Annotated in this window: 11 protein-coding genes; 5 read left to right on the top strand and 6 right to left on the bottom strand. The window is 46.4% G+C overall.

The features are described from left to right. Nucleotides 1-46 precede the first annotated feature (46 nt). On the bottom strand, nt 47-844 hold the full coding sequence (locus FNE76_RS04995; RefSeq protein ID WP_120947460.1) for an outer membrane protein: 798 nt from the start codon (nt 842-844) through the stop codon (nt 47-49). 148 nt (nt 845-992) lie between these two features. Between FNE76_RS04995 and uvrA the strand changes: the two genes are divergently transcribed. From uvrA to asd, 3 genes are read left to right on the top strand one after another with little or no spacing between them, the layout of a single operon-like run. After that, the gene (uvrA, locus tag FNE76_RS05000; protein ID WP_185963001.1) at nt 993-3,815 is read left to right on the top strand and encodes an excinuclease ABC subunit UvrA; all 2,823 of its coding nucleotides are present in this window, start codon (nt 993-995) and stop codon (nt 3,813-3,815) included. A 55-nt stretch (nt 3,816-3,870) separates the two neighbouring features. After that, nucleotides 3,871-5,181, top strand: coding sequence for a histidine--tRNA ligase (hisS, locus tag FNE76_RS05005; protein ID WP_120947461.1), 1,311 nt, complete (start codon nt 3,871-3,873; stop codon nt 5,179-5,181). Beyond that, on the top strand, nt 5,178-6,188 hold the full coding sequence (gene asd / locus FNE76_RS05010; protein WP_120947462.1) for an aspartate-semialdehyde dehydrogenase: 1,011 nt from the start codon (nt 5,178-5,180) through the stop codon (nt 6,186-6,188). The genes hisS and asd overlap by 4 nt, the downstream gene beginning before the upstream one ends. Here asd and FNE76_RS05015 read toward each other — a convergent pair. From FNE76_RS05015 to FNE76_RS05035, 5 genes are all read right to left on the bottom strand, one after another. After that, on the bottom strand, nt 6,163-6,663 hold the full coding sequence (locus FNE76_RS05015) for a DUF2147 domain-containing protein (protein ID WP_120947463.1): 501 nt from the start codon (nt 6,661-6,663) through the stop codon (nt 6,163-6,165). The two genes, asd and FNE76_RS05015, sit on opposite strands and share 26 nt — an antisense overlap. Nucleotides 6,664-6,665: 2 nt before the next feature. Then, complete coding sequence (locus FNE76_RS05020; RefSeq protein ID WP_120947464.1) at nt 6,666-7,166, bottom strand: YhcH/YjgK/YiaL family protein; 501 nt, start codon at nt 7,164-7,166, stop codon at nt 6,666-6,668. Between the two features lie 68 nt (nt 7,167-7,234). Beyond that, complete coding sequence (locus FNE76_RS05025) at nt 7,235-7,951, bottom strand: HpaA family protein (RefSeq protein WP_120947465.1); 717 nt, start codon at nt 7,949-7,951, stop codon at nt 7,235-7,237. Between the two features lie 110 nt (nt 7,952-8,061). Then, nucleotides 8,062-9,501 carry a type I glutamate--ammonia ligase gene (gene glnA / locus FNE76_RS05030; protein WP_120947466.1) on the bottom strand — a complete coding sequence of 480 codons (1,440 nt, stop codon included), beginning with the start codon at nt 9,499-9,501 and terminating at the stop codon, nt 8,062-8,064. A gap of 39 nt (nt 9,502-9,540) precedes the next feature. After that, on the bottom strand, nt 9,541-11,598 hold the full coding sequence (locus FNE76_RS05035; RefSeq protein WP_162983035.1) for a carbon starvation CstA family protein: 2,058 nt from the start codon (nt 11,596-11,598) through the stop codon (nt 9,541-9,543). Between the two features lie 120 nt (nt 11,599-11,718). Here FNE76_RS05035 and FNE76_RS05040 point away from each other — a divergent pair, with 120 nt between their 5' ends. Next, entirely contained in the window at nt 11,719-12,411 is a 693-nt protein-coding gene (locus FNE76_RS05040; RefSeq protein WP_407925315.1) for a DUF3943 domain-containing protein, read from the top strand. A gap of 54 nt (nt 12,412-12,465) precedes the next feature. After that, nucleotides 12,466-13,056 (top strand): GTP cyclohydrolase II, encoded by a 591-nt coding sequence (ribA, locus tag FNE76_RS05045; protein ID WP_120947468.1) that lies wholly within the window; start codon nt 12,466-12,468, stop codon nt 13,054-13,056. The last annotated feature ends 124 nt before the right edge of the window (nt 13,057-13,180 follow it).

Below are 13,180 nucleotides of genomic sequence, written 5' to 3' on the forward strand. Positions count from 1 at the left end.
AGCCCAAGCGCGGGCAAACCAAGCAAAACCAAAAAGTGAGTGGAGATTAAAAAGTGTAGAGATAGCCTAGATAGACAGAGTAGTCTCGTTTGAGGCTGTAATATTGCCCCCCCGCCGTTTTCAAGAATTTATTGACTAACATGGGGATCTTCACGCCCAACTCAATGCCGTTATGTTTGTGGATATTGGCCCTAAAGCCAAAATTCAACCACACATTAAAGTTCCCATGGCTAGGCTTACCGACATTGCCCGTATTACTAGCCATCAATGCATCTTGCCATGCATGCAGAGTTGATCTATTCACCTGCCACGCATTCCCCCCGATGGCAAAGCCCCCATAGACCCCCACGCTGGCATTTTCGCGATCGAAGAAGTTACCCATTAAATCTGTGCCCACACCATAAGCAACCATGCTCAGATCGACACTGCCATTATAAATGGACCCACCTACTGTGGTTGGTACACTCAGTTGCCGCCCCAAATGCGCATACCCATAGTCCAAAAAGCCATAATAGCGCAAGCCCAGCCATGCAGTCTTGGCATTGGGGGGCTTGAAAAAGAAACTCTGCCCAGCCAAGAAACCAAAACCATTCATCGCACCATTGGCATATTTGCCATGCCAGCTAATGTTTGTACCCTGCCAGTTTTCATTTCCTGTAGGATTGCCCTGCTTGTCCAAATGCCACATTCCGGGCGAATAATTGTTGTTAGTGTAAAGACCGGTATTCATCCTACCCTGCCCGATCTGGTAGTTAAGCCCAATAAAACCACCGCCCTTTTCCGCCATCAAGCCACTGCTCGCCACGCCCAAAACTAGAGGCACCCCCAGTAAAAACTTTCTCATTCTTATCCTTTATACACCATAAAAAAAGTTGAACTTAAGTTCCAATCATACCATGTTTCCTCTCATAAAACAAGAATTTTATATTTTTTTTATGCTTAAAGTGATTGATTTGCAAATTCTGTATAATAGCGTTCCAAAAATTCATGGGTTGCAAAGAGAAAGCTTGTTAGACAAAATTCAAATCTATGGTGCGCGGGAAAATAATCTCAAAAATATTAATTTGGAAATCCCCAAAAACCAGTTCATCGTTTTCACCGGCTTGAGCGGATCGGGCAAATCCACTTTGGCTTTTGATACCCTCTATGCCGAGGGGCAAAGGCGTTATTTGGAGTCGCTCTCCAGTTATGCGCGCCAATTTTTAGACAAGGTGGGCAAGCCCGCTGTGGATAAGATCGAGGGCTTGATTCCGGCTGTGGCGATTGATCAAAAGAGTACGAGTAAGAACCCCCGTTCCACCGTGGGCACAATCACTGAGATTTACGACTATTTACGCTTGCTATTTGCGCGCGTGGGGCAACAACATTGCCATTTGTGTGGCGCGCCCATTGCCTCCATGAGCGTGGGCGACATTTTAGAGCAGGTCTTGCAAGACTTCAAAGACACAAACATTATTGTTTTAGCCCCCATAATCCGCGATAAAAAAGGCAGCTTTGCTGACAAGATCGCGAATTTACGCCAAAAAGGCTTTGTGCGCGCCTACATTGATGGCGTGCTGGTGCGTTTAGATGAGCCCATCGAGCTTGCCAAGAGCAAGAAACACACTATTAAAGCCGTGCTCGATCGCTTGCAAGCGAGCCTAGAAAACCAAGCCCGCCTAGCCAGTGCCCTAGAAAAAGCCTTAGCCGAGAGTTTTGGAGAAGTGGAGGTGATGGACACTGAGGGCAAAAAAAGCATGCATTATAGCGAGCATTTGGCTTGTTTTCAATGCAAGGTAAGCTTTGAGGTGCTAGAACCCTTGAGCTTTTCGTTTAACTCCCCTAAGGGCGCATGCGAGGCGTGTGCGGGTTTGGGAAGCAAACTGAGCCTAGATACCCAAAAAATCCTAGACCCCAATTTACCCACCGAGCACATCAAAAAAGCCTTTTTTTGGAATCACAACTATTATAACGCCCTCTTCGAGGGCTTTTGTGTGGCTAATCAAATCGATCCTAGCGTGCCTTTTAAAGATTTGAGCACGACTCAGCAAGAGGCTTTGCTCTATGGCAATGGGACAGAAATTTGTTTTACTTGGCGGCAAAGCCAACTCAAACGTCCTTGGAAAGGGGTGATCCAAATTGCCTACGATATTTTCAAAGACACACGCGATCTCAACCAATACATGAGCGAAAAGCCATGCAGTGTCTGCCATGGGCATCGCCTCAAGGGGTCCTCTCTGGGCGTGCGGGTGGCGGGGCATAATATCGCCGATTTGCTGGATATGCCCATCCATAGCGTGTATGTTTTTTTTAAGAATTCCACTCATTTTGCCTACTTGAGCCCCCAAAACCAACGCATCGCCACCCCGATTTTAAAAGAAATCTTAGAGCGGGTGTTTTTCTTGGTGGATGTGGGGTTGGGTTATTTGAGTTTGGGCAGAGATGCGCGCACCTTAAGCGGGGGAGAGAGTCAGCGAATCCGGATTGCTAGCCAGATTGGGAGCGGACTAACCGGTGTTTTATATGTGCTAGATGAACCCAGTATTGGTTTGCACGAAAAGGACACGCTCAAACTCATTAAAACTTTAAAGAATTTGCAAAAAAAGGGCAACACCTTAATTGTGGTCGAGCATGACAAAGAAACCATTAAACAAGCCGATTTTGTGGTGGATATTGGGCCTAGGGCGGGCAAATACGGCGGGGAAGTGGTCTTTAGCGGGAGCGTGGAGTGCTTGCTGAAAAGCGCGCATACGACCGCACTTTATTTGAGCGGGGCTAAACAAATCACACGCCCCACAAAAGCACCTAGCACAAAAACGCTCTTTTTGGAGCTTAATGGTGTGTCCATCCACAACATTAAAAACTTGCGTGTGAAAATCCCTTTGGGGCAATTTGTGTGCGTGAGCGGGGTGAGTGGGAGTGGGAAAAGTTCGCTCATCTTGCAGACTCTTTTACCCATTGTTAAGGAATGCTTGAATCACGCCCAAAAAAAGGCAGTGGGGAGCGTGGAGGTGGTGGGGCTAGAGCACTTAGACAAGGTGATCTATTTGGATCAAGCCCCCATTGGCAAAACCCCCCGCTCTAACCCCGCCACTTATACGGGGGTGATGGATGAGATTCGCGATCTCTTTGCGATGAGCAAGGAGGCGCAAATACTAGGCTATAGTGCGAGTCGTTTTAGTTTCAATGTCAAGGGCGGGCGGTGTGAAAAATGCCACGGTGAGGGGGATATTAAGATTGAAATGCACTTCTTGCCCGATGTGTTGGTGCAATGCGATGCGTGCAAGGGGAGCAAATATAACCCCCAAACCCTAGAGATCAAGATTAGGGGGAAATCCATTGCCGATGTGTTGCGCATGAGTGTGGAGGAAGCCCTAGAGTTTTTTGCCAAAATCCCCAAGATTGCCACCAAATTACAGACTCTTAAAGCAGTTGGGTTGGGTTACATCACTTTGGGGCAAAATGCCACGACCCTAAGCGGGGGGGAGGCCCAACGCATCAAATTAGCTAAGGAGTTGAGTCGCAAAGACACGGGCAAGACTCTGTACATTTTAGATGAACCTACCACCGGACTACATTTTGAAGATGTACAATTATTGATTAATGTTTTGCATTCCTTAGTGGAGTTGGGTAACTCCATGATTGTGATTGAACATAATTTAGATGTGATCAAAAACGCAGATTATATCATTGATATGGGACCTGAAGGGGGCGATTTAGGTGGGCAAATCACGATACAGGGCACACCCTTAGAGCTAGCCAAAAACCACGCCAAAAGCAAGAGTTACACCGCTAAATTCTTAGCCCAAGAGCTAGGGATTGCCCCCAAGCTTTAAGCCCTAAAGAATCCTAAAAATTGCTATAATGCACCCATCTTAATAAAGGAATCCCATGATCACTCCTAAAACCTTGAGTGGCTTTAAAGACAGACTCCCTAAAGAGGCGATGGCAAAGGGGGTGGTGCTGGACAAGTTAGCCCATGTGTTTAAAAGTTTTGGTTTTGTGCCCATTGAGACTCCACATTTAGAATACGCCCATATCCTCACCCAAGAACAAGGGGAGATTCAAAAAGAGATTTACCGCTTTAAAGATCATGGCAAGCGTGAAGTGGGCTTGCGCTTTGATCAAACCTTGCCCCTAGCACGTTTTATCGCCCAACACCATTCTGTCTTGGGTTTGCCCTTTAAGCGTTATGCGATTGGGAATGTTTTTCGGGGCGAGCGCGCCCAAAAAGGGCGTTATCGCGAATTTACACAATGTGATTTTGATTTTATTGGGAGTCATAGCATCCTTTGTGATAGCGAGATTATCCAGGTGATCATTGCGGGTTTGAGAGCCCTAGATTTGGAGGAGTTTAGTGTTTGGATCAACCACCGCAAAATTTTAAATGGTCTGTGCCAACATTTTGGCTTGCACGCCCAAGAGGACACCCACACACTTTTAAGGGTGATTGACAAATTGGGCAAAATCGGGCATGAGGGGGTGCTCTTAGAGCTTAATACCTATTTTCCCGAGATTGATTTTAAAGAGTTTTTGAGCATCATCAACACCAAACAAGAAGAGGATAGCCTAGAGTTTTTCAAACGCGTGGCTTACTTGAAAGATTACAATGCCACCCTCAAGGAGGGCTTAGAGGAGCTAGAGAGACTTTTTGCCCTCTTGTTAGCCCTAGACATCAATCCGGATCACTTCAAGGTGGATTTTTCCATTGCTAGGGGATTGGGTTACTACACGGGCATGGTCTGTGAAACTACACTCAACCAACTCACCAGCTTGGGGAGTGTGTGCTCGGGGGGGCGTTATGACAATCTCTCCAGGAGTTTTAGCACGCAAAATTTACCCGGCGTGGGGGCTTCTATTGGTTTGGATCGCTTGTTGGTGGCTTTGGAGGAATTGGAGTTGGTGGAGAGCAAATCCACTAGTGCGCGGGTGTTGGTGGTGTGCATGCACCCCTCGCATTTTGTCTATGCTAGCCAAGTGGCGCAGAATTTTAGGCAAAGTGAGGTCAATACCGAGCTTTACCCTGAGATTGGCAAGTTAAAAAAACCTTTTAGCTATGCCAACCAGAAGGGGCATGAGTTTGTGGTGGTTTTGGGCGAAGAAGAGGTGCAAAAGGAGAGTTTGACACTCAAAAACATGACAACGGGATTGCAGGTGAATCATTTGAGTTTTCTAAAAGCTTTAGCGATGGTCAAAGAATGAAAACATATAGCATTGCTTTAGTGGGCGCAAGCGGGGCAGTGGGTGAGGAGATCATCAAGGTATTAGAAGAGCGCACTTTTCCCGTGGGCGCATTCTTTGCTTTGGCTAGTGCCAAGAGTGCGGGCAAGAAAATCCGCGCCTTTGGGGAGAATCACACCATTTTAGAGACCACCCAAGCCTTTTTTAGCCAAGAAAAGATCGACATTGCCTTTTTTAGTGCAGGTAAGGGCGTGAGTGAGGTTTTTGCCCCTTGTGCTGCTCAAAATGGCGCGGTGGTGATTGATAATACCAGTTTTTTTCGCTTGCAAGCAGATGTCCCCTTAGTGGTCCCAGAGGTCAATGCGAGAGACTTGCAAAACTGCCCACAATCAATCATTGCTAACCCGAATTGTTCCACCATCCAAATGGTGCAAATCTTAAACCCCCTACACCACGCCTTTAAAGTTGTGCGCGTGGATGTGAGCACTTATCAGGCTGTGAGCGGGGCGGGCAAAAAGGGCATTCACCAGCTACAAGAACAAATCAAGGATTCTAATGCGCCTAATAGTGCCTTCCCCCATCCCATCGCCTTTAATGTGATCCCCCAAATTGATGTCTTTTTACCCTCGGGTTACACTAAAGAAGAGATGAAAATGGTGCAAGAGACCCATAAGATCATGCACGCCAACTTCCCTATCAGTGCTACTTGTGTGCGTGTCCCCGTGCTTAGAAGCCATAGTGAGAGTCTGAGTATTAGCTTTGAAAAACCCGTGAGTGCCCTAGAAGCTAGAGAAGTTTTAAAACAAGCTCCCAATGTCGTGGTGCTCGATGAACCCACCACCTCTAGCTACCCCACCCCCTTGATTGCTAGCCATAGCGATCAAACTTTTGTGGGGCGGATTCGCGATGATTTGCACAGCCCACACATGCTACACTTGTGGTGTGTAGCTGACCAGTTGCGCGTGGGTGCGGCCACCAATGCGGTTAAGATCGCCCTTGCTCTTAAGGGTCTTGCGGGATTTGCTTGAGGGTTTCGAGCACTTCAAAAAAATTAGGTCGGGCAATGTTGTGCTCTTTGAGGTAGTTTTCATCGAGCTTTTTCCAGATAAAAGTTTTGCCAAAAAATCCACGCCGATCTAGGCTGGGCAAAAATTTTAAGTCCCCGTTTTTCTTTTGGTGGATTTGCACATAATAAGTCCGCCCATCGTAAAAATTATATGCCCGCCCGCCTTTATAGGTGTCATCATAAATGTGTTTCAGATTATATAAAAACACCACGCCCTTATCGCTACGGCTGCGTAAAGCAGGGTTTTTATTGTAAATATCTTTTCTAGCCGGTGAGCCATCCACATTGGCAATCCCGTAAGCATAATACTTGTCCTCATACTTAAAAAATTCTACATAAGAGGCTTTCATATACAAAAAAGCTTGGGTTTGGTAAATCCCCTCCAAAGTGCCCGCACACAGGGGGGCGATACAGAAAACAAAAGAGCAAATTTTCATGTTTAGAGCTTTAATTTAACAAGATTAGCGGGCACTTTAGCCACGACTTTATGCACTAAGTCCAAAGATTGGGGGTGGGGGCTGGTGGTGTGCGCATCTGTGGGGAATAAGATGGCTAACCAGCCAGCGTGCAAATACATTTCTAGGCTATGTTCGCCATTATGGTAAGTTTGCTTGTCTAGCGTGCTATCATAGTCTTCTTGAATTACCAAATCGCTTGAGTCGCTTAAGTTTAAAATCTCACACCCATGCACCACAAGGCAAAAATCAATGTGGGTGCGGTGAGTCTCCAACACACCTCCTAAGGGTTTGTAAGCGATGTGCATGGCGTGCATGCCATGCCCGATGTCTTGCCGTAGCGATCCGCTTTGCTGTTGGATTAAGCTTTGGTGGTGGGGGTGGTTGGTGTCCAACATGCTAGCCAAATACCCATAGAGAGTCTCTAGTTCTAGGGTTTTGCTGAAAAGTGTCTCTAAAGAGTTTAATTTACCAATAATTGCCATGTAACCTCCATGTTATCACTAAAGGGCACATTCTAGCAATAAAAGGTGAATAAAGTAGCCGTGCCCCCTTAAGGTGTTTGTTTGGCTTTTTGGATCAAGTATTTTTCTTGCTCCAACTTGTGCAAGGTGAGCTCATGGCTAATCTTGCTCACACCTTGCGTATAAATTTGCAGTAAGATTTGATAGACATGGCTATCAAACCCATTGCCATGCACGGGTGTTACCACGCTGGTGGGCATAAACCCCCCGCCAGTGGTGCGTTGTTGTTGGATGGTAACATCGGTTTTGATCTGATAGCCGGGCAACTCTAGCGCGCTCATTTGGAGCACCTTTTGACTCTTGGGTTCTAAGAGTCTGAGCTCCAAAAAGCCCATGGATAAGTTTTTGTTACGCTTGCTAATGCCACTATCTTTTTTCTTGAAAATACTCATGTCTAGTTCCTCTAAAACATCAATGGCACCGGTGATGCGTACAACCACATAGCCTTCATTAGCTTGCTTGGGCGTGGGTTTGGAATCCACCAATTCTACGGAAAATCCGCGTTTTTCTAAAATACTCTGGATTTGATCCAGCATAGAGGTCTTGAACTCTTTTTGCATGCTCTCAGGCACATTAGAGCTAAAGCTAATCTCCATAGGGGCTAATAAGATCAAGAGATGGTTTTTGGGTTGTTGTTTTTCGCTCTCTTCGTAGTAAGAAAAAGTAACTTCACTGCTAGGAGCTGGGGCATGCTTGCACCCATAGAATACAAGAGCAAGTACAAAAGCTAGGAGGGGATAAGGCATGCACGATCCTTTTTATTTTTTGAATAAACGGGTGGCGATCCGAATGAGGCGCATGAGCAATTTGAGTTTATTGTGGCTGTCCCTAAAAGAACTGCCCCGCCTTCTTCTCATCAGCACGAATAGGTGGTTTCAAACTCAAAGGGATGGGGCTTGCTCTCCCAAGGGAAGACTTCAGATTTGAATTTGAAACTTTGGTAAGCTTGGAGAAACTCTTCGGTAAAAACCTCGCCCTTTTTCAAGTAATCCTTGTGGGCGAGCATCTCCTCTAAAGCACTGCGTAGCGTGTGGGGGAGTTGTCTGATCCCCCGATCGCGGATTTCATCTAGGGTTAGGGTGAAAAGGTTAATATCCATCGGTGCACCCGGATCGCTCTTTTTGTGAATCCCATCCAAGCCAGCCATCAAAATCGCTGCAAAAGCCAAGTAGGGGTTAGAGGAATTATCCGGGAAGCGCAATTCAAAACGGGTCGCCTTCCCACTCACCCCGTAAGGAATGCGCACGCTCGCGCTACGATTTTGGGCTGAGTAGGTCAAAATTGAGGGGGCTTCATACCCGGGGATCAAGCGTTTATAAGAGTTGCTAGAGGCATTGGTAAAGGCCGCCAAACTCCTAGCATGTTCTAATACCCCGCCTAAAAAGTGCAAAGCCATTTGGCTAAGATTTTTATAGACATCCCCGCAAAAGAGGTTTTCTCCTTTTTGCCAAATGCTCACATGGGTGTGCATGCCACTCCCATTATCTCCATATAAGGGTTTGGGCATGAAAGTTGCGCTCTTGCCATTGAGATGCGCGACCATTTTCACCACATATTTAAGCTTTTGGATATTATCCGCTGCCTCGACCAAATCCCCAAAGCGCACACCAATCTCCCCTTGCGCTTGGGCTAGCTCGTGATGGACGACATAGGTTTCTAGCCCCACTTGGTTGAGCACCTTGACAATTTCAGCACGCAAATCCATCATGGTATCTGTGGGGGGTGTGGGCAAATACCCGCCCTTACGCCCCGTGCGGTGTCCAAAATTCACCCCCCCCTCAAAACTACGCGCTCGATTCCATTCCCCCTCTTCGCTATCAATCTCGTAATATTGGCAATTCACATCGCCCTTCATTTTGATCGAATCAAAGATAAAAAATTCATTTTCTGCCCCAAAATAGGCAATATCCCCGATCCCCAGTTCGCGTAAGTGCTTTAAAGCGCGCTTGGCAATCACCCTAGGGCATTTTTCATATTCTTGTTCCTTGTAAATGTCCCACACATCGCAAAACACCACAGCGGTAATATCTGCACTAAAGGGGTCGATGAAATAGCGAATCAAATCGGGTTGCAAGATCATGTCTGACTTGTCAATACTCTGCCATGCCTTAAAGCAACTCGCATCAAAGGGGATGCCTTGTTGTAACAAATCCTTATCCACGCTGGAAAATGAATAGCCCATGTGATTCCATGTGCCCTTCACATCAGTGAATCTAAAATCCACAAATTCTACTTCTTTTTCTTTGCAAAAATCCAAGAATTTTTGCACATCGGCATCGCTATTATGCAGTTCCACTTTTACACCTTTTTTATTTTGATTCTAGCATGTCTAAAATTAAGACACAGCTACAAAGGGAGTTTCTGCCAGTGGCGGACTGATTTGACCCTTATAAGCCCGGTAGCAAATCCGCACACTAGCTATCAAAACCAAAAAGGCAACCAGCATGAAAAATACACACAAAATTGCATCGATGGTGTGGTTGGTGATCGCCTGTTTGAGTTGGCTGATTTGCTTAGGATCGGTGGTGGTGGCGAGTTTTTCTCTTAGAATTTGGGCGGTGGCGACATGGGAAACATGGTTTAACACGCTATCAGAGCCTTTAGGCAAAACCTTTAAAGTCCCGCTATAAAAGGTGATCCCCAAAATTAAGCTAGCTGGAATCGCCGTTACTAATGCGTATTTGAAGCGTTGCATTTTAAATAAAATGGTCGTGGCCAGCAAGAGTGCCATGCCTGCTAGCATTTGGTTACTCACACCAAATAGGGGCCAAAGGGTGTAAATCCCACCTTTAGGATCGATAGTGCCTTGGTAGAGAAAATATCCCCACAACCCCACGCAAACCAAAGTCGCAAAGATACCCGCCCCATAGGACTCTGTATTGCCTAAGGGCTTATAAAGATGCCCTAAAATATCTTGGATCATAAAGCGCGCAGTTCTAGTGCCCGCATCCACAGCTGTGAGGATAAAAAGGGCTTCAAAAAGGATCGCAAAGTGATACCAAAATGCCATCACACTAGGATCGCCTAAAAGCTGATAGACAACCATACTCAGCCCAATAGCAAAAGTGGGTGCACCCCCCGTGCGGCTTAAAATGCTGTGTTCGCCAATGTTTTTGGTGATCTGTTCGATCTCTTGGGGGCTAATGGAAAAACCCCATGAACTAATCACCTTAGCCGCCTCTGTGATGTCGCTTCCAATGGTACTAGCTGGGGCGTTGATTGCAAAGTAAAGTCCGGGGTGTAAAATGGCAGCCATGAGCAATGCCATGATCGCCACAATGGATTCCATCAGCATGGAGCCATAGCCCACCAAGCGCGCATGGCTTTCTTTAGCGATCATTTTAGGCGTAGTGCCCGAGGCGATCAAAGCATGGAATCCACTAATGGTTCCGCAGGCAATGGTGATGAACAAAAAGGGGAAGAGCGCGCCGGCAAAAACCGGACCGCTCCCATCAATAAAGTGGGTGATCTTGGGGATTTGCAAGGGCGGAGCGACAATGATAATTGCCCCTGCCAAGATCAAAATCACCCCAATTTTTAAAAAGGTGCTCAAGTAATCTCTAGGAGCCAATAAAAACCACACGGGCAAGATGGCGGCAATAAAACCATAGGCGATAACCAGCCAAGCTAGCGTACCCTCGCTCAAAGTAAAATAAGAGGCAAGGATGGGATCATTGGCCACCACCTTGCCATAATAAATTGCCAACATCAGGAGCACAAAACCCAACAGCGAACTCTCTAAAACACGGATGCGGAAAAAGCGCATGTAAAGCCCCATCACAATCGCGATGGGGATGGTCATAGCGATCGTAAAGAGTCCCCATGGCGAATGCGCTAGAGCCTTGACCACCACCATAGCCAAAATGGCAATGATGATGATCATGATCCCTAGTATCCCCAAGAGTGCAAACCAACCCACCACAGGACCCATTTCATCTTTCACCATTTCACCCAAAGACTTCCCACCCCGCCGCATGGAACAAAAGAGCACCACAAAATCATGCACACAGCCCCCTAAAACACTCCCAATTAAAATCCACAGCACGGAGGGCAAATAACCCATTTGGGTTGCCAGAATCGGACCTACTAGCGGACCTGCCCCAGCAATAGCGGCAAAGTGATGACCAAAAGTGATTGCCTTGTGGGTGGGGACAAAATCACGCCCATCATTGCGCACACAGGCCGGTGTGGCACGTCCATCGTTGAGGCAGAGCACTCGATAAGCGATAAAATGGCTATAAAAGCGATAACCCAAAGAGTAAATGCAAATGGCTGCACATACCAGCCAAAGCGTGTTGATACTCTCGCCTTTGTGTAAAGCCAGTACACCCAAACACACCGCACCTACAATGGCAACCAACGCCCAAACCAAATGACTCCAAGTTCGTTTCATTCTTGCCTTTCTCCAAATCGATCTATTCTGTAAGTGGATCGTATCAAACAATTCTGCCATTTTATTTAAAATTTTAGCTATCATTACGGCGATTCCAAAATAAAGGGCTGGTTATGTTTATTGCTTTTATCCCTGCGGGTTGCCATTGATATTTTGTTACGCTATCTGCTTGCCAAGAAAAACTCTCAAGGTGCTTTGAAAAGTTTGGATTCTTACATTCTTAACACACACTATGTGCCAGATAGCCGGTCTAAATACTTGGGCGCGAGTGTGGGTCTGTTGGGTATTTGCTTTATTTTGGGCATTGTAGGGCTGTATTTGATGCCTGAGAGTGTTACCCATTGGAGCAAAGAAAAATTCGGGCTGGGGAGCTGGTTTCACAATGTCTGCTTGGGTCCGCAATTTGATGACGATCTATTTATTTTTAATTGGGTCTTGCACCCGTATTTTGGTGCGATTTACTACATGCAATCTAGGGTGGCGGGCTATCGCTGGAGTGCGGGGGTGCTCTTCACTTTCTTGGTTTCAACCTTTTTTTGGGAATACGGGTTAGAAGCCTTTGTAGAAATCCCTAGCTGGCAAGATTTGATCTGCACGCCGACTATGGGTCCTTTGGTGGGTGAGTTTTTCTACCACGCCACCCAGCACATCCAAAGACACCAAAAAAAGTTACTGGGCTTTAGGCTTTTAGGGCACACCGCACTTTTTTGCATGGATTTTATTGGTTTTGTGCTCCAAAATCTGGGCGTAACCAAAATGTTGGGCATAGAAAATAAGAATAGCTTAAAAAAAGCTAAGAAATATTTACCATAATGTGGGCTTTAAATGCTAGGATAGTGCCCCATTTTACGAAGTAAAGGGCTTGATATGGATAGTCGGGTTAAAATTTCAAACCGCGCCAAACTCCCCACAAAGTTTGGGGTGTTTTGGATTCAATCCTTCCAAGAGCATAAGGAAGGGGGCTTGCCAGTGGATCATTTGGTCGTTTTCACTCAAGAACTCTTAGAAGTGCCCCTTGTTAGAGTGCATTCAGAGTGTTTAACAGGAGATGTCTTTGGCTCTCAAAAATGCGATTGTGGGGGTGAATTGGAGATGGCCATGCGTCAAATTGGTGCGCACGAGCAGGGGGGCATGTTGATTTATTTGCGCCAAGAGGGGCGGGGCATTGGGCTGTTTAACAAGATCAACGCCTATGCTTTGCAAGATCAAGGCTATGACACGATTGAGGCTAACCGGGCGATCGGGTTTAAAGACGATGAGCGCGATTATGCCATTGTGGGGGATATTTTGAAGCATTACGGGATTGCTAAAATCCAACTTTTGACCAATAACCCCCAAAAAATCGCCGCCATTGGGGCTTATGTGGAGGTGGAGCGCAGTAGCATTATTGTTGAAAGCAACTGCCACAACAAAGAATACTTAGAAACTAAAAAAAACAAAATGGGGCATTTGCTTTGATCTGTTTGGCGAATGGGGGGGGGGGGGGGGGGGGGGGGGGAAAAAACAAAATACGGTTTAAAAATTTTTAAAAAAGTGGTTTTAGAAAAAAAATTGGCTTTTGGCGGGGGGCGGGGGGTTGGTA

The sequence above is a fragment of the Helicobacter mehlei genome (assembly GCF_007280785.1).
Taxonomy (GTDB): Bacteria; Campylobacterota; Campylobacteria; order Campylobacterales; family Helicobacteraceae; genus Helicobacter; species Helicobacter mehlei.

Bases quoted from the DNA above. Each gene is read 5' to 3' on its own strand.
- FNE76_RS04995 (WP_120947460.1), bottom strand. From the start codon at position 844: ATGAGAAAGTTTTTACTGGGGGTGCCTCTAGTTTTGGGCGTGGCGAGC.
- hisS (WP_120947461.1), top strand. From the start codon at position 3,871: ATGATCACTCCTAAAACCTTGAGTGGCTTTAAAGACAGACTCCCTAAA.
- asd (WP_120947462.1), top strand. From the start codon at position 5,178: ATGAAAACATATAGCATTGCTTTAGTGGGCGCAAGCGGGGCAGTGGGT.
- FNE76_RS05015 (WP_120947463.1), bottom strand. From the start codon at position 6,663: ATGAAAATTTGCTCTTTTGTTTTCTGTATCGCCCCCCTGTGTGCGGGC.
- FNE76_RS05020 (WP_120947464.1), bottom strand. From the start codon at position 7,166: ATGGCAATTATTGGTAAATTAAACTCTTTAGAGACACTTTTCAGCAAA.
- FNE76_RS05025 (WP_120947465.1), bottom strand. From the start codon at position 7,951: ATGCCTTATCCCCTCCTAGCTTTTGTACTTGCTCTTGTATTCTATGGG.
- FNE76_RS05035 (WP_162983035.1), bottom strand. From the start codon at position 11,598: ATGAAACGAACTTGGAGTCATTTGGTTTGGGCGTTGGTTGCCATTGTA.
- ribA (WP_120947468.1), top strand. From the start codon at position 12,466: ATGGATAGTCGGGTTAAAATTTCAAACCGCGCCAAACTCCCCACAAAG.